Source organism: Pectobacterium atrosepticum, assembly GCA_019056595.1.
Lineage (GTDB): Bacteria > Pseudomonadota > Gammaproteobacteria > Enterobacterales > Enterobacteriaceae > Pectobacterium > Pectobacterium atrosepticum.
Window position 1 is genome coordinate 3,870,498 of record CP036163.1, and the last position, 17,535, is coordinate 3,888,032.

The 17,535-nt window shown below is 46.7% G+C and carries 22 protein-coding genes; 17 read left to right on the top strand and 5 right to left on the bottom strand.

Annotation, left to right across the window (positions count from 1 at the left end; genetic code table 11):
* Window positions 1–19 precede the first annotated feature (19 nt).
* Window positions 20–328, top strand: a complete 309-nt coding sequence (locus DCX48_18345) for a hypothetical protein (protein ID QXE17300.1) — start codon at window positions 20–22, stop codon at window positions 326–328.
* The gene (locus DCX48_18350; protein QXE16298.1) at window positions 325–1,857 is read left to right on the top strand and encodes a conjugal transfer protein TraG; all 1,533 of its coding nucleotides are present in this window, start codon (window positions 325–327) and stop codon (window positions 1,855–1,857) included. Before DCX48_18345 ends, DCX48_18350 begins: the two co-directional genes overlap by 4 nt.
* 32 nt (window positions 1,858–1,889) lie before the next feature.
* Here the strand turns inward: DCX48_18350 and DCX48_18355 are convergent, their stop codons facing one another.
* The 3 genes from DCX48_18355 to DCX48_18365 form a co-directional block, all read right to left on the bottom strand.
* A complete protein-coding gene (locus DCX48_18355; GenBank protein QXE16299.1) occupies window positions 1,890–2,279 on the bottom strand; it encodes a hypothetical protein in 390 nt (129 codons plus the stop codon).
* Window positions 2,280–2,421: 142 nt separating this feature from the next.
* The gene (locus tag DCX48_18360; protein QXE16300.1) at window positions 2,422–2,778 is read right to left on the bottom strand and encodes a type II toxin-antitoxin system PemK/MazF family toxin; all 357 of its coding nucleotides are present in this window, start codon (window positions 2,776–2,778) and stop codon (window positions 2,422–2,424) included.
* The gene (locus DCX48_18365; GenBank protein QXE16301.1) at window positions 2,778–3,092 is read right to left on the bottom strand and encodes an AbrB/MazE/SpoVT family DNA-binding domain-containing protein; all 315 of its coding nucleotides are present in this window, start codon (window positions 3,090–3,092) and stop codon (window positions 2,778–2,780) included. Before DCX48_18365 ends, DCX48_18360 begins: the two co-directional genes overlap by 1 nt.
* Window positions 3,093–3,350: 258 nt before the next feature.
* On the opposite strand from DCX48_18365, the gene DCX48_18370 reads away from it, so the two are divergent.
* From DCX48_18370 to DCX48_18380, 3 genes are all read left to right on the top strand, one after another.
* The gene (locus tag DCX48_18370; GenBank protein ID QXE16302.1) at window positions 3,351–5,249 is read left to right on the top strand and encodes an SAM-dependent DNA methyltransferase; all 1,899 of its coding nucleotides are present in this window, start codon (window positions 3,351–3,353) and stop codon (window positions 5,247–5,249) included.
* Window positions 5,239–6,225 (top strand): restriction endonuclease, encoded by a 987-nt coding sequence (locus DCX48_18375; protein ID QXE17301.1) that lies wholly within the window; start codon window positions 5,239–5,241, stop codon window positions 6,223–6,225. Before DCX48_18370 ends, DCX48_18375 begins: the two co-directional genes overlap by 11 nt.
* 1,108 nt (window positions 6,226–7,333) lie before the next feature.
* On the top strand, window positions 7,334–8,224 hold the full coding sequence (locus DCX48_18380; protein ID QXE16303.1) for a DNA-binding protein: 891 nt from the start codon (window positions 7,334–7,336) through the stop codon (window positions 8,222–8,224).
* A 7-nt stretch (window positions 8,225–8,231) separates the two neighbouring features.
* Here the strand turns inward: DCX48_18380 and DCX48_18385 are convergent, their stop codons facing one another.
* On the bottom strand, window positions 8,232–8,522 hold the full coding sequence (locus DCX48_18385) for a chromosome segregation protein ParM (protein ID QXE16304.1): 291 nt from the start codon (window positions 8,520–8,522) through the stop codon (window positions 8,232–8,234).
* Between the two features lie 430 nt (window positions 8,523–8,952).
* Between DCX48_18385 and DCX48_18390 the strand changes: the two genes are divergently transcribed.
* The 12 genes from DCX48_18390 (at window position 8,953) to DCX48_18445 (ending at window position 16,900) form a co-directional block, all read left to right on the top strand.
* Window positions 8,953–9,228, top strand: a complete 276-nt coding sequence (locus tag DCX48_18390; GenBank protein QXE16305.1) for a hypothetical protein — start codon at window positions 8,953–8,955, stop codon at window positions 9,226–9,228.
* A 79-nt stretch (window positions 9,229–9,307) separates the two neighbouring features.
* Window positions 9,308–9,634 (top strand): hypothetical protein, encoded by a 327-nt coding sequence (locus tag DCX48_18395; GenBank protein QXE16306.1) that lies wholly within the window; start codon window positions 9,308–9,310, stop codon window positions 9,632–9,634.
* A gap of 81 nt (window positions 9,635–9,715) precedes the next feature.
* Window positions 9,716–10,189 carry a hypothetical protein gene (locus tag DCX48_18400; protein QXE16307.1) on the top strand — a complete coding sequence of 158 codons (474 nt, stop codon included), beginning with the start codon at window positions 9,716–9,718 and terminating at the stop codon, window positions 10,187–10,189.
* A gap of 88 nt (window positions 10,190–10,277) precedes the next feature.
* On the top strand, window positions 10,278–10,682 hold the full coding sequence (locus DCX48_18405; GenBank protein QXE16308.1) for a hypothetical protein: 405 nt from the start codon (window positions 10,278–10,280) through the stop codon (window positions 10,680–10,682).
* 209 nt (window positions 10,683–10,891) lie between these two features.
* Window positions 10,892–11,305 (top strand): DNA repair protein RadC, encoded by a 414-nt coding sequence (gene radC, locus DCX48_18410; GenBank protein ID QXE16309.1) that lies wholly within the window; start codon window positions 10,892–10,894, stop codon window positions 11,303–11,305.
* Window positions 11,306–11,406: 101 nt separating this feature from the next.
* Window positions 11,407–11,622, top strand: a complete 216-nt coding sequence (locus DCX48_18415) for a hypothetical protein (protein ID QXE16310.1) — start codon at window positions 11,407–11,409, stop codon at window positions 11,620–11,622.
* 11 nt (window positions 11,623–11,633) lie between these two features.
* On the top strand, window positions 11,634–12,077 hold the full coding sequence (locus DCX48_18420; GenBank protein ID QXE16311.1) for a hypothetical protein: 444 nt from the start codon (window positions 11,634–11,636) through the stop codon (window positions 12,075–12,077).
* Window positions 12,074–12,346 (top strand): hypothetical protein, encoded by a 273-nt coding sequence (locus DCX48_18425; protein QXE16312.1) that lies wholly within the window; start codon window positions 12,074–12,076, stop codon window positions 12,344–12,346. The genes DCX48_18420 and DCX48_18425 overlap by 4 nt, the downstream gene beginning before the upstream one ends.
* A 70-nt stretch (window positions 12,347–12,416) precedes the next feature.
* Window positions 12,417–12,902 (top strand): hypothetical protein, encoded by a 486-nt coding sequence (locus DCX48_18430; protein QXE16313.1) that lies wholly within the window; start codon window positions 12,417–12,419, stop codon window positions 12,900–12,902.
* Between the two features lie 64 nt (window positions 12,903–12,966).
* Entirely contained in the window at window positions 12,967–14,928 is a 1,962-nt protein-coding gene (locus DCX48_18435; protein QXE16314.1) for a DUF1738 domain-containing protein, read from the top strand.
* Between the two features lie 73 nt (window positions 14,929–15,001).
* Window positions 15,002–15,895: a hypothetical protein gene (locus DCX48_18440; protein QXE16315.1), complete on the top strand. Its 894-nt coding sequence runs from the start codon at window positions 15,002–15,004 to the stop codon at window positions 15,893–15,895.
* 78 nt (window positions 15,896–15,973) lie between these two features.
* Entirely contained in the window at window positions 15,974–16,900 is a 927-nt protein-coding gene (locus DCX48_18445; protein ID QXE16316.1) for a hypothetical protein, read from the top strand.
* Window positions 16,901–17,326: 426 nt separating this feature from the next.
* Here the strand turns inward: DCX48_18445 and DCX48_18450 are convergent, their stop codons facing one another.
* A complete protein-coding gene (locus DCX48_18450) occupies window positions 17,327–17,425 on the bottom strand; it encodes a hypothetical protein (protein QXE16317.1) in 99 nt (32 codons plus the stop codon).
* Between the last annotated feature and the right edge of the window lie 110 nt (window positions 17,426–17,535).

Here is a 17,535-nt window from a genome sequence, read left to right on the forward strand (position 1 = left end):
GCTACGACAGGCAACCAGAGTGTTGCTACTCCTGTTGCCACTTGGCGTTGGATCTATGCTTATTGCGTTTCTGATAGCGAATATCGGTGTGTCATATCCAGATGAATTCTTAGCCCTTCGTAGTTGGATGCAGCGAACGAGCATTGGCTGGTTGGTCTGGCGGTTGATGCTGTATAGCGTACTGGGATGGGGGTTCTGGAAAATCTGGCATGCCCCTAGATGTAAGCCGGAATATAAAGCCCCGCTGAGACGGATGGCCATCGTGAGTGTGATGTTTTTACTGGCGTGTGAATACGCTATGTATATCGACACAGGAATGACGCGATGACCACAAACAGCTATTTCGAGTATTTTCTGACGCTACTGGGTTGGGTCATTAATAATGGCCTGTGGAACATCCTGATTGGTACCGGACTATTTGCTGCACCTTTGGCCTTTAAAATAGTTGGTATTTGGATGAAGGTCCGAGAAGAAGGAGAGGACGAAGGAAACAAAGGAATGCTATCGCTACCCCGCATCGAAAACGCACTGTACGGTGGGTTCTTTGTGATGTTGGCCTGCTGCGTTCCGTTGATTAATTTGAGCCTGAGTACCATGCAGTACGATACGTCTCGAGCGAAAACGTGTGGAACCTGGACACCATTGTCTCCGGATGAAAGTGGGTATTCGAGCGTAGTGTCCAGCCTTAATGATCAGACTGCTGCGGTACCCTTTTGGTGGGCCGTTGTACACCGCCTGTCAAAAGGGGTAACACAGGCTGCCGTCGCGACCATTCCTTGTCGCCCGGATTTGCGCCAGGTTCGTTTTGAGGTGCAGAGAACCAATATCAGCAATCCGGCGTTGGCTGAAGAGCTTCAGGACTTTACCAACGACTGTTATGCGCTCGCGTTATATACGTGGAAACAGCAAGATCAGGGAGCCACAACGGATAAGGATGTGCTGAAGGACATTGAATGGTTAGGCAGTTCAACGTTTCGTTCCCGTTATTATGGTGAACTGAACTCAAAAATGCCGCGGTCAAATTTTCCCTGGAGCGATGCCAGGGACAGTGGGCGGCCGAATACGGGGCGGGGGGGGTATCCTACATGTAATGAATGGTGGTCCACAGCGGATACCGGTTTGCAGGATAGGGTAGTCAATCAAGCTGACCCAGGCATGTGGCTGCGTCTTTCTGCCGCACTGAAAATGATGGGGAAAAGCACGGCTGACTACAAAGAAGCAGTGATCAGGCGACTGGTGAGTCCTCAGAGCCTAAATATCTCTCAGGGAGGGCAGGTTTATGCGGGCTACGGAGGTAATGCGGACTTCACCACGATGAATACCGTCAATCGGTTTGGTGCTATTGCCGGCGGCGCGTTGGGAAGCCTGGGAGCATTTCCGGCATTTGATGCGATGCGCCAGGCGCTACCAATGGTTCAGGCTATTTTATTGATGGCTATCTACGTCATGTTGCCGCTGATCCTTGCGTTTGGTGTCTATGAATTCAAGGTCGTGATTACCCTAACGTTCGTGATATTCGCGCTGAATTTCCTGACGTTCTGGTGGGAACTGGCTCGGTGGCTCGACAGTTGGCTACTTGAAGCACTGTACAGCTCGGATACCCACAGCAGATTTAATCTGGCAGGGTTTCAAAACACCTCTGACGACCTGGTCATGACTTTTGTGATGGGAACAATGTTCATTGTTCTGCCGGCAGTATGGGTAGGATCATTATCGTGGGCAGGGCGGGATATCGGGGCTGCGTTATCCAACGCAATAGGTAGTGGAGTAAAAGATGCTAGAGTTTCAGCAAGTAGTGCTGGTGATGCTGCTAGTGGGGCAATAAAACAAGCGGCTACAAATAGGTTATCAAAATAAGTATTGCAGATTAAATAGCCTTAACAGGCTATTTAATCATCGCTGTCTCTGTAGTATTTGTTTGGATTCTCTTTATAGCTACCGCATTCGTGCGAGTCGTAAGAGTCATAGCTGCCTGATTGATAATTGGTGACGTAAACTGGTGTTCCGTCTCCTAACCCTTTTTTAGGGCTAATCAAGAAAACAGCCCAAAGTAAAAGGAACATACCACCAAGAATAAATCCACCAAACAGAATAGCGGCAATGGATAAGGTTAAAAATGCAGTAACAGGAATATGACCAAGCCACTTCGGCATATTATGACGACCAGCGGCAGCTACACACGTTGCATCCCACTGTTTCAGTCTGTTCTTTGTGCTTTTCCAGATACCTGCCGCCTTGATTCCACGCTGATAGGCTTGGTTCTTTGCTGTGCTTTGCATCTGAATATCCTTCTCAATGGAACATCTCATGGTTACATTTTAGTCTAGTAAAGGGCGCAAATCCATCAAATTAAAAGGGATTACACACCGTTTCGCTAGAGAAATCTGCCGCTACAAGACCGAATTTAAATGAATCTATTTTTCATATGCCCAATATGTTCGCCAGTGTGATTTCGACATCAGCCATGACCTGAGGTGACACCGTATCAATATATTTCGCGCTTCTTGCCTGAAAATCAAGAGAGTTCAGTTGGTGGCAAAGAATCACTCCAGTCACTTTGCCTTTCTCTGTATCACCACCGCCGATATAAACGACGATGTTTTTTTCGCGCAAGGACCCTGCGCCTGATGTTATCGCGGCACAGGCTGTAACGCCGGTTTCTTTGTTCACGGTATCAACCGATATTACGAGGAAGTAATGCGGCCCAGCAATCTCTCTACCAGCAATTGGATCTGGATTGACTAACCAAATTTCACCTCTTTTTGGCATCCGAGCCATCAAAAAATCTCCTGTCCTGCAGGCTTCAGTTGCTGAAATGGCTGTGTTGCTTCCCTTAAGATCCTGATATCCCGAGTACTTAAATCAGACACCAGTTCTTCAGGAGACATCCTGCGTTTGCGTGGCTTTACTGTCTGCGGCATGATTTTCAGTGCACCATTATCCTGGACAAGAACTACGTCTTCGCCTTCTTTCCAGTTCATCGCGAGGGCGATTTCTTTAGGAATAGTTACGATGATGGCCCTGCCCTGCTTACGCAGACGGGCGCTTTTGCCTATCGATTTTTCAACTGTAATATTCATTACACTCTCCATTGGTGCAACCGTGATAACACCAATATAGCGCAGAAAATGCTCTACCGAAAGCCCGAATAGAGAGTCAGGTGGATATCTTACATCTGTAGAAGATGGGCATGTAGGTTACATATCACACTGATAATCCGGTGTGGCATCAGGCAGAATCAGCAGGCTACCTCTATCTATCGTGCTAAATTAAGTTTTGCGATCGAATGAATGGTCAGTAAGATCCATGTGTTATGTACAACCATCACTAAAACACACCGGATTATCAGTATGGCAAATGAGCGAGTAACGGAAGGGTTGGTACGAGATACGTTAAGGGGGCTTGGTTACTATGGAGCAGACAACGGGATCAGCATTGAAGAGCAAAAGTCTGAAATATCCAGAGTTAAAACTTTGTTATCTAAAGCAAGTAAAAATGCAAAAGGGAACGCAGGATACCCTGAATTTATTATTTCTAACCTGAAAGATACGGCATTTCTCATTGTCTTCGAGTGTAAACATGATGTGAGAAAGCACGAAAGCCAGACTGGAAATAAACCTGTTGAATTCGCTGTAGATGGTGTCTTGCACTATGCCAAACATCTGGCAAAGGACTACACCGTTGTTGCTGTCGCCGTCAGTGGTGAAACAGCCAGCTCGATGAAAATCTCCAGCTTCTTGGTTCCTGCAGGAACGACAGAAACGAAAATTCTTACCAATGAATCAGGTGCTCCAGTGATGGAGCTGCTTCCGTTTGATGATTATTACCGATTGGCTTCTTTTGACCCCGATGTTGCGAAAAAACGCCATGCTGATCTGCTTGCCTTCTCCCGTGAGCTTCATGAACTCATATGGGCTAAAGCTAAAGTTTCCGAAGAAGATAAGCCTTTGTTGGTCAGTGGAACGTTAATCGCACTAATGAATGTCACGTTCATGAAGACATTTGACAGCCTGCCTGCAGGGGAGTTGCAAGATGCCTGGTTGGGGGCGATTAAAAAAGAACTGGATAAGGCAGAGATCCCCCAGGCGAAAAAAGACACGATGTTGCAGCCGTACACCTCTATAGCAGTACACCCCAATCTGGGTCGTCCTGACAGTAGAACGGCAAAAGAGCATCCTGGAGGCGTGTTTAAAGAGATTATTCGGAGAATTTGTGAAAATGTCTGGCCGTATATCAACATTTATCATGATTTTGATGTTGTTGGCCAGTTTTATGGCGAGTTCTTAAAGTACACCGCTGGTGATAAAAAAGCACTCGGTATCGTACTGACACCTGGGCATATCTCAGAATTGTTCTCTTTGCTGGCAAATGTCGGGCCTGAGTCGCGGGTCCTGGATATATGTGCCGGCACGGGCGGTTTTCTGATTTCAGCCATGCAACACATGCTTAAAAAGGCGGTGACAGAAGCGCAACGCCAGGATATTCGTCGTAATAGACTGATAGGAATAGAAAACAGTCCAAAAATGTTTGCTCTGGCTGCTTCCAATATGATCCTCCGTGGTGATGGCAAAGCCAACCTGCACCAGGCCAGTTGTTTTGATGATGCGATAATTCGCTCAGTAAAAGGCATGAAGCCTAATGTTGGAATGCTAAACCCACCTTATGCGCAATCGAAAAGTGATGCGGAACTCCATGAGCTGTATTTTGTGAAGCAGATGCTGAATTGCCTTCAGCCTGGCTCTATCGGTATTGCTATTGTTCCAATGTCTTGTGCCATTTCTCCTAATCCGGTAAGAGAAGAATTACTGAAACATCATACCCTCGATGCCGTAATGTCGATGCCGCCAGAATTGTTTAATTCAGTGGGAGTTGTTACTTGCATTATGGTGTGGATTGCAGGCCAGCCTCATGAATATTCAGATCGGAAAACCTGGTTTGGCTATTGGCGAGATGATGGCTTTGTTAAAACCAAACATAAAGGGCGAATTGATATTAATCATCGTTGGCCTGATATTCGTGACCGTTGGGTTGCAATGTATCGTAATCGTGAAATACACCCTGGCGAAAGTGCAACATATAAAGTGTCATCAACTGATGAATGGTGTGCTGAAGCTTATATCGAAACAGATTATACCCTTTTGACTAAAGAAATATTTGAGCAAGATATTAAAAGATTTTTGCTTTTTAATTTAATGCTTGATGTGCAAGGTAGTCCTGAGATTGGTCGGGGAGACGATGATGAAGCTTGATGAATTATTTCATGTCCGTAACGGTATTGTTAGCTCTGGGCTAAATATACAGTCAGGGCCTTTCTTTGGATCAATACCCTATTTGCGCCCTGCCAATACCCAGCAACGCACAATCTCCGGATGGATATCAAAATCGGATGTTGAAGGAAAAAATATTTATCCTGAGGGGAGTTTGTTTGTTTCAACTAATGGTGAGGGGAGTCATACATATTCTTATGTATCTTCATTCGAGTTTGCATGTAATAGTGATGTTTCAATACTTATACCTAAAATAGATATGGGTCTTAGAGATAAAATATTCTATGCACGATGCATAACAATGAATCGCTACCTGTTTTCATATGGAAGGAAGCCTAAAGGAAAACGGTTGAAAGAAATTGAAATTCCTAATGCAGTACCAGATTGGGTGAAAGATATAAATACGAATGAAACCTTAAGTGTTTTAGATGATTTTAAAAATAACACTGAGTTTCCCTTTAATGAAAAGTCAGAGAGAAAATTGGATTTTGTTCCTGTTAATAGTTTATTTGATGTGCGTTATGGACATTCTCTTGAGTTAAATAGACTTGATTTATTGAGTCGACGTGATGGTGGTATTCCATTTGTATCGAGGAAGATGGGGGGGAATGGTATATCCTCTTACGTGGCACCAATTGACTCTATACCGCCTGCACCTGCAGGAGAATTAACATGCGCTTTAAGTGGTAATGGTGTGTTATCTACCTTTTATCAGGAAACCCCATTTTATACGGGTTTTCATGTGGCTTGTCTTCGGCCGCTATTTGAAATGTCTCGCGAGGAGTTATTATATTATTGTTCATGTATATGGCAAAATCGCAATAAATTTAGTTATGGACGGCAGGCTAACCGAACACTTAAAGATCTATTAGTGCCATCACGGGACTCAGTTCCTCACTGGGTTTACGGGGCATTATCTCGGATAACTGAACAGGTTATAAGTAGTTCAGCTCGTTAAATTGTATTAAGAGCATTATTAATATGTTATCCACATATCCACGGACAAATAAGCCAGTGAGTCAGCGCCCACCAAAGGCGCTGGCGAACGGGAGCGGTCGGCGAGTGTCGAGCCGACTTTGTCGGTGGATATGTGGGTAACTATTTGACGATCCCGAATTGCGTTGTTAATATCGATTTCGCTGTACCATCGTCCACTCGGACGATCACCAATGATCTTTCAGTCTGTGAGGATCGCCTTCGGGTGACTGAATCACTTTTCCAGAGCCTGTAAGGAAAAGGGCGTGATTAAGAAGCGCGGTAAATCTGCCATCCTTTGAGAGCAGATGTCACCAGGTAGTTTAAACGCCGCTACGAGCGTGGTGATGAAGGTTCCGCTTATACACTCAAATACTGGCTCGTCTTATCGAGAGCAGATCGATAGCTTCAGCAACAATTTGATGTTGTTCGGAGTTTTCTGTTTTACGCACAATTCAAGATACGAATACGTCTAGAGCGACGTCCGACCTTTGCACGCACGTATAAGGCCATTTGGTACATTTGGCCGCTTACGGGAGTCGCAATGAAAGGCCGAAGCTGCGCGGCGTCACTTGTGTATGAGCAACGCGAATACCAAGTGACGCGCGCAGCGCGTATACGGTCAGAGCTTACGCACTGCCCGATAGACGATTCTTCTACCATCTGACCAACACGTAGTAACGGTTTTAATACGTATAAAGACGTTTTACTAGCCGTTTAATGGTCGTTCATTTAACAAACAGTCCGAATGTATGAAAGACATCATCATGAAGACATTTCTATTAGATAGAGGAGGTAATCAGCACGACATCGATGGCGACGTCAGCAACAACTGGCGTGTGGAGGTAGACTGACGAAAGTCAGCCCGGCGTAAGCCGCGAATGGGTAACACCCAGGGTGCCTTGCAACAATTCAACATTTCGCCCCCGATGCACAGATGTCTGCTGAGACGCAGGATGCGCAAAATTAAACCGTGTCGTCGGGGATGAAGTGCCTATTTTAGCTCTCTTTCAAAAGGGAGTCGGTGAGTTATGTATTCCGTTCACACGGACGGAATACATAACTCACTTCATTGGATCTGGAGGACTCATATGGCTAAGTTAAATAAGAATCTTGTGACGTTAGCGCGGGACGGTAGTGGCAGTTTTAAAACACTCAATGACCGTATGAAAATAGCCGATCGTTTTGCGGAAAGGTTAAAACGCTTGAATGTGCAGATTAGGGATGCAAAGAATATTAAGCCTCGTCATATTGAAATGTATATCAGAAGCCGTCAGGAAGAGAAAATTTCAATCAGGACATTGCAAAATGAAATGTCAGCAATACGATCCATTTTGCGTGCAGCGGGTAAGACCATTATGGCCAAACCAGAGCATGAGAGTTTGAGTAATAGAGCGTTAGGAATCTTTGGTGCAAGTCGTGACGGTTCAAAGGTTGCTATTCCAGACAGTATATATCAAAGCATTTTAGAAAAAGTAAGTGCGGCCGATAAAGGCGCAGGTGCAGCAATGGAATTATCCCGTCTTCTTGGTTTACGGACTGAGGAAACCATTCAGTCAGTTAAATCCCTTAAAACATGGCAGAAGGCGTTGCAAAATGGTGATGAGAAAGTTCGCATTGTTTTTGGTACTAAAGGAGGGCGGCCAAGAGATACCACCATTATTGAAAGGGACAGGTTAATCAGTGCAGTGAATAATGCAATACATGTTGCGAGCGAAAATAACGGTCGATTGATTAATCGTCCTGCTTTGCATTTAGCAATTGAACAGTATCGTAATATCGTTAGGGATGCAGGGCTTGTCGGAAAATATGCACCTCATAGCCTTAGGTATGCCTATACCCAAGATGCAACAAAGCTACATCTTAAAAATGGATTTAGTAAAGAAGAGGCTGACGCATTAGTCTCTATGGATTTAGGTCACGGTGATGGGCGAGGCCGTTATGTTGCTCGTGTTTATAATAAAGTTGATCCCTCGCAGTGATAAAGGATCAAGATGGTTGTTTGACCATTTCATTGTAAATCGCTGAAGCAACCAATCTTCCTTGTTCTGTTAACGCATATGACAATTTCAATCCTTCATCTCTGTATTGTTCAAAAAAACCATTTTTATGTAGAGTATGGCAGGACGTTCTTAAGTGATTTGAGTATAATGATGTACTGCGGCTTTTATTTATCATTGAGAATAGCGCAGTCACGGTTACAAAATGTTGATGACCTTTTTTTTGTTCAATTGCATACAGTAGAAATAAGACATCACGTTGGTTTTTTGAAATACGCATACTACCTCCCTCTTGTTCGTATCGGATACGATTAAATATTCTTCTTGCAAACGGTTCAATGTTTTATTCGTATCTGATACGAATAATTTAATGATGCAGAGATAGCTGAGAATATATTGAATTTAATTCCATCTTTGAGTATGTTGAAAAGGCTAACTTGTCGTCTCTGACGACCACCAATGATCTTTCAGTCTGTGAGGATCGCCTTCGGGTGACTGAATCACTTTTCCAAAGCCTGCAAGGAAAAGGGCGTGATTAAGAAGCGCGGTAAATCTGCCATCCTTTGAGAGCAGATGTCACCAGGTAGTTTGAACGCCGCTACGAGCGTGGTGATGAAGGTTCCGCTTAACTACCAATCAATCCCTCCGGGAAGCTACTTCCCGATGGCAGGGATGTGGTTTTCCAAATATTTTATTTTGGAGCAACCACTATGAACTCTTCTACTGCATATCGTGACGGATACTGGGCAGGTCAATTGTTGCTTTCACTGAAGAAAAAAGTGAAGACACGGCAGCATGTTTACAAGACCTACAGCTCCCTTCAGCTTTTACTCATCTGGACTAGTGTTGTCGCCGTTTGCTGCTTTTTGTATCTGAGCCGACTTGGTGGTTTCCAACATAAGCCTCAGCAAGATGAACCGATGGGTACCATCGTCGAACCTGTTACGGTTTCGACAGAACAGGTGTATCCGAAAGACTCTTTCTAAAACTTTAAGCAGGCAACCCAACGGGAAAATATCTTCCCGCCTGGGTGAGATGTTCTCCCGTTTCTATCAGGAGAACATCATGCAAATGGTCTTACGTCGTACGATTAATTTCACTGAACGTCTGTCTGTGTTGCTGAAGAAAAACACTCAGCAGTGCAATGACGGATTTATCGGCGAATGGATACCGAATCGCTCCGGGCATATGAACTTCCGGGCGCGAGTTTCTCGAAGTAATTCCGGATGGAGTTATCAGGTAGAAAGTCGTACCGGTTGGTTAGGCTCAAAATCTTACCGATTTGACGCTCATACTTGTCCCGATAATTCGTTTCCACAACGTCGCCAGGCAATCAAGGCTGCACAATTGTTAGCAAAACAGTTAGCAACGCTGCGTTATCGCTTCCAGTGACGTAACTCATACCCACACGGGGATTTATCCCCATGTGGAGATAAATCCCTTTTCGTTTTGAACCGAAAAAAGGATTTATCGATGCATGATTTCAATACGAAACCTTTCGTCTCGCGCTTGGCTAGTCTTCGGAGGGACGACGAATTTCTACAGCGTTCCACAACAGACCTCATCAGGATTGTCTCTGACATTGAATCTGTACTGATGGAAGCGACTGCGCTCATGCGTCTTGGTATCGATACGATTGACTGGGATGATTTGGCGCTGATGACACTTAACCAAAAAAAGATAGCGTGGGTTGCACGGCAGGTCGGTGAAATTATTGGCCTGAATCTGTTGCCTCCGGTGTTTATCGAAAAATACCTCACAGAGGTTCTCAATCCCAGTCTTTCTGTTGATGCCATTTTCTGGCAGCGCTATTTCAATAAGGGGCTGAAAGATGCAGCGAAAGTGCATGAGAGCCCGAACGCCAGTATCTGGCTGATTGATTACTACCTTTACGCGCTCAGTTTAGATATTGAACGCAACTGGTATGACGGCCGGACGTTCTACTGACTGGCCGCCATATCGTTACTCAAACTATGCGGGATTTATCCCGTTGGGGATAAATCCTTTTTCAAATTGAAGAGAGGATTTATCCGTTATGAATACTTTACTTAATCGTCTTGCTCGTAATCGTCATTCTGTCGTTGACCTGCTGTGTGTGATTTCTGACATAGAGGGAAAATTGATGGAGATTGATGCATTCGAGACACTTCGAATCAACTGCTCACCTGATGATGATGGTTTTACAGACAATGATTATCAGATTTTCGAAATCGCGCACTGTCTTGGCGAAACCTTTGGACTGAATTTTATCCCTGAGAATTACAGTCATTATTTTAATGATGTGATCTTATTAGGGAAAAAAATTGGTCAGGGATTTTGGGACAAACCCTTTCAGAATGGTGTTCTGGAAGGTAAGCATTCCTGCCGGGAATTCTCTTCTTGCCCGGAGGAATGCGGCGATTTTGATAGCTACATTAAGTGGCTCAGTCGAGTCCATTGAAATTGAATGCAACTGATGCATTTAAGGTTTGATGCATTGATAGCCTGTTTTACGTCAATTATCGACCTACGATAATTTTATCTTTCCCCCAGTGGCAATGCTTTCCGCCACCAGGGGGAAAGCATTCGCCCGTAAAAGGTCTTTTATGAGCGAATTAACCCCCCCCTCACGCGAGCGTTTATACCGAGCGTGAAGCACGAGTCATCAATATGGCATTGGCGCTTCTTGAACGTAAGGTCAGAAAACGGGAAGCCATGACGTCTCCTGAGGACGTTAAAGCGTACTTGCGTTTCAAGCTGGAGCATATTGAACGAGAAGTTTTTGTCGCGATGTTCCTGAATAATCAAAATCGATTAATTGCCTGTGAATTCCTTTTCGCCGGAACAATTAACAGTGTTGAGGTTCATCCACATGAGGTTGTCCGACGTGCCGTTCTATTGAATGCGGCTGCGGTCATTTTTGCCCATAACCATCCGTCGGGGAATGCTGAACCCAGCAATGCCGATCGACAAATCACCGAGAAACTGACTAACGCACTCTCTCTGATTGAAGTGCGGGTACTGGATCACATCATTGTTGGCCACGGCGAAATCGTATCATTTGCCGAACGTGGCTGGTTATAACCACATAAACACTTTCGTTTAATCAGATGTTACCCCATGGGGAGAGTCTTCTCCCGCTACGGGATGACTCTCCCTTTTTTCATTACTAAAAAGGAGAGTTCATGTCTCACATTGATATCACTCAAGAGGCTCTCGTTCCGAGCGCTTCGTTTACACCAGAGCAGGAAGACGCGTTGTGTCAGTTGATACGTCGGGAATGTTTTCGGCGCGATCGCAATGCACTACTGAAACTGCTCGGTTATCTCACGCTGCTGAAAGTCGCCGGTTCCCTGGTGCTTCTAGCGCTGGTCCTGCTACTTCGCGGGTTAATCCATTGAAAGGATCGGTTATGCCAATGATTTTACACATACTAATTGTTCTGTTTACAGGGCTGTGGTTCATCGTGCGCTGGACGAGCAAATTGTCTGCGCGAGCGCTTGTCTGGCTTTATCAGACCTGGCGTCAGCGTTCGGAGCCGATGGAGTCGTCCGCTCATCGAATAATTTATACCGGGAAATGGCTGCTTGCTGACGATCACCAGTGTTGTGGCCGAGCCATCGTACTGCAACACCGGCACCGCTATAAGCCTGGTGTCGAACTGCTGTATTTCGGCGAGGAGACAGCTCAACCGTTTTACGGTGAACGGTACATGGATAGCGAAGACGACGCGGTTGATTCCGCATTGGCCATGCACCAGAAGCTGTTACGGAATGTGCGTCAACGTCCAAAATCTGAGCGAATACCCGCTATCGTGACGATTTCGTCAGCGGCTCAGAATGATGAAGCCGCATGATGGATAGACTGCAATCCTCTCCGGCCGTTGCGATTGATGACAGCGCCTGGACAAGACTCGTTGCGTTTACGCCCGAGCCTGCGTGCGAGACAGAGCGATTGTATCGTCTGATTCGTCATGCATTGAAAGCATTGGCTTCAAGTACACGTTCAGAAGTAACGACAGGTATTTTTTGTTTACCCAGTGACGGGGATAGAACGACACCCTTATGGCAGCAGTTTCATTTGCGCCATGAGAATGATGTTATTCATATCAGCCTGACAAACTAACACAGCATCTTATTAACCCTGACGGGGACACCCGCAGGGGTGGACTCGTCTTTTTTTCGGAGTCCATACCATGAGTTTACTGACCACTAATGAACACCACGAGTCGGCCCAGGCGACACAGGGAGCAATGAAGTCGCTGACGCGAGAGCCAGGTGTCATTGAGCGCACGCGCAGTCATTTTTATAGCTGGTTACAGGCTGAGTTTGACCGTCATTACAACACGATACGTGACGGCGGTTATCGCCGATTTCTTGAGGATCAACATCCGACGGAGCTGGAGCGTTTTGATGCAGCCTGTGAAGCGCTGCGGCGTGAAGAGTTCGGCCGTTTTGCAGAGCTTCAGACGTTGGGGCTATTTTTGCATACGCAAGTCGCAGATAAAGAGGCGCTGTTTCGCCGCCGGCGTAACCAGTTCCTGATGGCCATGTCAGCAACGGGGATAATTACATCCTCTGTCATCTGGGCCTATCTTCATCACGAGCAGTTTGTGCAGTTGTGCCATCAGGCGGTTATTGCGGGTCACGCGATCCTGCAACTGTTCACCACTGTACTCTGATTTTTGATTTTCCCTGAGGGAGCCATCCCTCAGGGGATGGTCCCGATTTTTTGATGGAGACCACATGAAAACTTTCACATTGAAGGATGCCGGTGACATCTGCCGGCTGTTAACAGAACGTTTGATGCAAAGCGTTAAGGCTGGGACGACGCCATGGCGACAAAGCCTCATTCGTCACGGCATACCGGTACATGCATTAAGCGGACAGTTATTCACTGGTATTAACGTTTTATTGCTCTGGCAATCAGCGTTACAAAACGGTTTGATATCAAACCGTTGGCTGACCGGCGATGATCTGCGTTCTCTGGGCGGCAGGATAACGCCTGGACAGCGTCCGACAACTATCGTCAGGTACAAGCCGTCACTTTCGCTGTTTCGGGTTATCAATATCGAACAGTGTGACGGGTTACCAACGGAGCTGCGAGCAGGGTGGCCATGGCCTCCGACACCTGTCCCAGGTATGGAGCGGATAGAGAAATGGCAACGCGCATCTCAGGTCCCAGTACTGTATCGAGGACAACGTCCGGCGGTTTATCTCTCTGAAAGTGACCGTATCGAATTATCTGATAGCGATCAGGGTAATCTGGATAGCCTAACGGCGTTGCTCGTCAGTGCTACTGGACATCCAACTCGACTGGGGCGCCGTTGTTTTACGCGGAGTGATGTTCCAGAACTGGATGAATACCTGCAAGAGAATCTTGTTGCTGATGTGGGGCGTGCATTTCTTGCCGCACTGGCAGGGATACCTCTTGCTGGTACGCCGATGTGGAATGGTGAGTTGGGTTCAGACCCGTGGATACTGTTTAAATCTGCTTCTGAGGCAGGCAAGGCGGTTGACTGGCTGGAAAAACAGCGGTTGGGCACATTGCCGTTCGATGACGTTCAGCATTGGCAAAGACTGGCAGCACATCTGTTAACCACTCACTATGGCCAGCAGTTGGATGACACGACGTTAGTGTGTGACAGCGTGGTGAATCAGCACTTGCGCTACAACATTTCACCGAGTAATGCGGTAAATGCGCTGGCACGGATTTATGACTGGCCTCGGTGTGATATGCCGACGGCATTGTTCACGCCAGAGTTGAATAGTGTTGCTGATGCATTGGCGCGTTTCTCACTGAATCCCGGAAGTCTGGCTGTTCATCGTGTCGGCAGCGACATCGATGATAGCGGCGTAGTTCTGGAGGCTCCGGAGCTTGGCACGTTGTTGCTACCGCCACCGTCTGCTGAATCGGTCGATGAGGTTGCAGCTAACGATGAGGAAGAAGGAGGTGACCCGGATGATCCGGGAAATCTCGCCGCGCTCCCCTGGGTCAGAAACCAGGGACGTCCCAATCCACATCGGGCAACGTTTATCCGCCAGTTTCAGGAAATTGCACCGTATGAGAACCGTTGGACGGTCTTCAGCGATTTTATTCACATGTCGGCAGCGGCGTTACATAACCGGTGCCATTTTGTGCAGGAAATCGAAGATGATTACATGCGGCGAATAAAACGTTACAAGAAAGCCGATCAGAACCGTTTCCCTTTACTGTTCAACACGCTAGTTGAGGGAATGGAATTCAGTGCTTCGGATTTTCTTGGTTCTGTATTCATGGAACTCGAGCTTGGCGATCAGCGCCGGGGGCAGTATTTCACGCCGTATTCCGTTGGCTACATGATGGCGAAAATGCAACTGGCTGATGGTCTGCCTGCACTAACCAGTGGGGAACGGGATTTCATTACTGTTTCAGACCCCGCGTGCGGAGCTGGCGGCCTGGTTGTTGCGATGGCACAAGCCATGCTGGAAGCAGGCCTTAATCCACAGAAACAGATGATGGCCGTTTGTGTCGATATCGATCCCGTTGCGGCAATGATGGCGTATGTGCAACTGGCGTTATGTGGCATCCCTGCCATGGTGATTGTCGGGAACAGCCTGAGCATGACGTTCAGTCAGACCTGGCGTACGCCTTTCTGGATGATGTTTGGCTGGGAACGTAAATGGACCCGTGAACAAGAGCGAAAAGCTCAACAGAAAGTAGCCTGACATAACAATTTAACCCTAACCGGGCGTTTCTCCCGGAAGGGGAAGCGCCCTTACTTTATTTGTAAGGAGCATCATGCTGACAGAGCAGTTTATTCAACAGACATACCTGAAACACATGAACCTCTTCCTGCATCAGGATGAGTGGCAGGCGGATATCAGTAACGATCTGCAGGACTACATGAATACGGATATCGTGTTTCATAGCCAGCGATTGTTACCTGTTATGCAGTTTATGCTCGATCAGATCCCCGGCAATCGGCAGCTACGGGCTCGTTGTCAACTGAGTGAGCGAATCTTGACACTGTGGATTTTGGGGCTGGATGCGTTGGCCACAGCCAGTGGCAATACACGATTGTTGCCGAGGTCCTCTCCGGAGAGCAGCGGCAGGGTTGACTGTTTATTACCAGGCGATCCGTCGGCATTACTGGATTTGTCGGATGCCGACTTTATCCAACTGACGGCACAAGGCGAGCGGCATACTGATGATGTCATCCCTCGTACCCAACTGGCGCAAACGATGCAGCACTGGTCACGGTTTGAATCCTGGTTGAGTCGCGCGTTGGCGCAGACGGGAGAGCACTGTGTAGCGCAGTTGGCTGCATTGCAGCGGCATTGTGACGTTGATGAACGGGTTGTCCGGCGTTTTGACACGGATTTTGGGTTTATCACTGTGAACCTGGGGCCGGTTAATCCAGAGAGCGTGAGTGCGACAGACCCGGTTGAGTTCGTCAAACGGGTTTGCCGCCGCGAGATATACCCTGTTGCGCTGGAGAGCCGGATTCACTATCACAATGGTGCCATCATCGGTCGTTTTTCCGTTCAGAAAGATGTCGCGAACGTGAATCAGCTGACCGCGGCAGACTACGGTGACGTTGTGCGGCAGGCGATAGTCTGGCTGCGTGACGAACGACGACGTCTGAAGCTCGATAACTATTCACCGACGCCAGCATTGCGTCTGGTTGCCTGACTGATTACTTAACTTTTTACCCGGCAGGGGAACGCCCTGTCGGGCCTCCTGCCATCACTATTTTGACAGGAGTACATAATGTGCATTATTCATGAATACATTCAGCAGGCGTATCAGCGGACATTAGGTTACGCACCAGATTATGACGAAATATGCTGGCAGTTGGATGATGACGCCGGCATGACTTACGTTAATACGCAAACGTTGTTTGAAAACGAGCAGCTGACGGCCGTGATGGAAACCATGTTGGATCGTCTTGATACCGATGACGTTAAGCGTGAGCGAAGTCGGAAAGTATTAAGGCTATGGATAAACGCAACCAACTGGCTGGCTAATGGTAACGAGATAGAACATGGGTATTTGTATCTTCCCCGGGTTCACCCGCAAATCAGCGGTCGTACCGACCAGCTGCTGCGTGCTGACATCATGCAGCTCTACGAACTGGATGAAGCTGCGTTTCGTGAAGCGTCCGGCCAGAGTGACAATTCGCCAGAGGCGTTCGTTACCCTTGCGCAGTTCCGGCAGAGTGAACGTTATTGGTTCCGCTTCATGGATCACCTAGAACGGTCATTACGGGATGTTTCTCATCAATGTGCAGAAACGCTGACGCAGTTTGTCAGTAATTGCACGTTCGAAGAGCGTCAAATACGCTGCTGGCGTGGTAGTGCCGGTGAAATACGCCTGTATATGTCTCAACAGTCTATTGATGACGTGGATATCATGGAGTTTGAGGATGATTTTTTGACCCAGCATGTCGATGCGATAGCTGCAGGAATTTATATACCAGTGACCTTCCGCGTCGATATTCATTATCGCAATGGTGCTGTAATGAAGAGTTTTACGGGGGATACGGAGGTCAATGATCCTGAACGCCCGAATACATCGGATTATTATGAGGTTATGGTCGATGCAATTGGGTGGATTAGGGAGGAGTCAGAACACGTTGTATCGTTGGTGAACACTACCAGTCTGTCTATATCATCGTTAAATAAACTGGCGGCTTAACAACAGAAGGCTCTCCTCTCGGGGAGCCTTCTGTTTATATTTTTGTAACTGATGCAATTATATTATTGCTTTTTATTAAAGTTTCCCAGAGTATATTTTCACTATTTATCGCCCATACTATTTCAAATAGACAATCGCTTCATTATCTTAAGTGAAAATTTCAGTATAAGTGCGTATTCTGCGCAAATTATTTACTGTTTCCCGTGGTCTGTGGGAAGTCGCTCTGTTTCTTGAGTCTGTCGGTGGTGATTTTGTCATGCACTCAGCCATCGACAACCACAACTAGTCGATAACGTTTAGCTGTTCGCAGGCCAGCAGTCTGTTCTGCTGGAATTTCTCAAAAAAACCTATATTGCACTGCTCTTGAAACCGACGATCGGCAGAGCTTGATTAACATATTCCAGTGCCGTTGAGCGCATTCAACTGTCAGCCTGTCCTGGACACAAAGAAAATTGCGTTCATTACGGCACGATTATTAACACGTTTACGTTGCTTACCCAGCGAGGGATGATTTTTTTGTTCCATGATAAGAACCGCGATTTTTTCCCAGAGCTACCAATTACTGCCCGCAATATCCCCCTCCTCAGAAATAATCATTATTTATTAATGATTATTTCTTTTGGGATAGGTTATTA

Coding starts and splice junctions, on each gene's coding strand:
- DCX48_18350 (QXE16298.1), top strand. CDS start 325: ATGACCACAAACAGCTATTTCGAGTATTTTCTGACGCTACTGGGTTGG.
- DCX48_18355 (QXE16299.1), bottom strand. CDS start 2,279: ATGCAAAGCACAGCAAAGAACCAAGCCTATCAGCGTGGAATCAAGGCG.
- DCX48_18360 (QXE16300.1), bottom strand. CDS start 2,778: ATGGCTCGGATGCCAAAAAGAGGTGAAATTTGGTTAGTCAATCCAGAT.
- DCX48_18365 (QXE16301.1), bottom strand. CDS start 3,092: ATGGAGAGTGTAATGAATATTACAGTTGAAAAATCGATAGGCAAAAGC.
- DCX48_18370 (QXE16302.1), top strand. CDS start 3,351: ATGGCAAATGAGCGAGTAACGGAAGGGTTGGTACGAGATACGTTAAGG.
- DCX48_18375 (QXE17301.1), top strand. CDS start 5,239: ATGAAGCTTGATGAATTATTTCATGTCCGTAACGGTATTGTTAGCTCT.
- DCX48_18380 (QXE16303.1), top strand. CDS start 7,334: ATGGCTAAGTTAAATAAGAATCTTGTGACGTTAGCGCGGGACGGTAGT.
- DCX48_18385 (QXE16304.1), bottom strand. CDS start 8,522: ATGCGTATTTCAAAAAACCAACGTGATGTCTTATTTCTACTGTATGCA.
- DCX48_18390 (QXE16305.1), top strand. CDS start 8,953: ATGAACTCTTCTACTGCATATCGTGACGGATACTGGGCAGGTCAATTG.
- DCX48_18395 (QXE16306.1), top strand. CDS start 9,308: ATGCAAATGGTCTTACGTCGTACGATTAATTTCACTGAACGTCTGTCT.
- DCX48_18400 (QXE16307.1), top strand. CDS start 9,716: ATGCATGATTTCAATACGAAACCTTTCGTCTCGCGCTTGGCTAGTCTT.
- DCX48_18405 (QXE16308.1), top strand. CDS start 10,278: ATGAATACTTTACTTAATCGTCTTGCTCGTAATCGTCATTCTGTCGTT.
- radC (QXE16309.1), top strand. CDS start 10,892: ATGGCATTGGCGCTTCTTGAACGTAAGGTCAGAAAACGGGAAGCCATG.
- DCX48_18415 (QXE16310.1), top strand. CDS start 11,407: ATGTCTCACATTGATATCACTCAAGAGGCTCTCGTTCCGAGCGCTTCG.
- DCX48_18420 (QXE16311.1), top strand. CDS start 11,634: ATGCCAATGATTTTACACATACTAATTGTTCTGTTTACAGGGCTGTGG.
- DCX48_18425 (QXE16312.1), top strand. CDS start 12,074: ATGATGGATAGACTGCAATCCTCTCCGGCCGTTGCGATTGATGACAGC.
- DCX48_18430 (QXE16313.1), top strand. CDS start 12,417: ATGAGTTTACTGACCACTAATGAACACCACGAGTCGGCCCAGGCGACA.
- DCX48_18435 (QXE16314.1), top strand. CDS start 12,967: ATGAAAACTTTCACATTGAAGGATGCCGGTGACATCTGCCGGCTGTTA.
- DCX48_18440 (QXE16315.1), top strand. CDS start 15,002: ATGCTGACAGAGCAGTTTATTCAACAGACATACCTGAAACACATGAAC.
- DCX48_18445 (QXE16316.1), top strand. CDS start 15,974: ATGTGCATTATTCATGAATACATTCAGCAGGCGTATCAGCGGACATTA.
- DCX48_18450 (QXE16317.1), bottom strand. CDS start 17,425: ATGGAACAAAAAAATCATCCCTCGCTGGGTAAGCAACGTAAACGTGTT.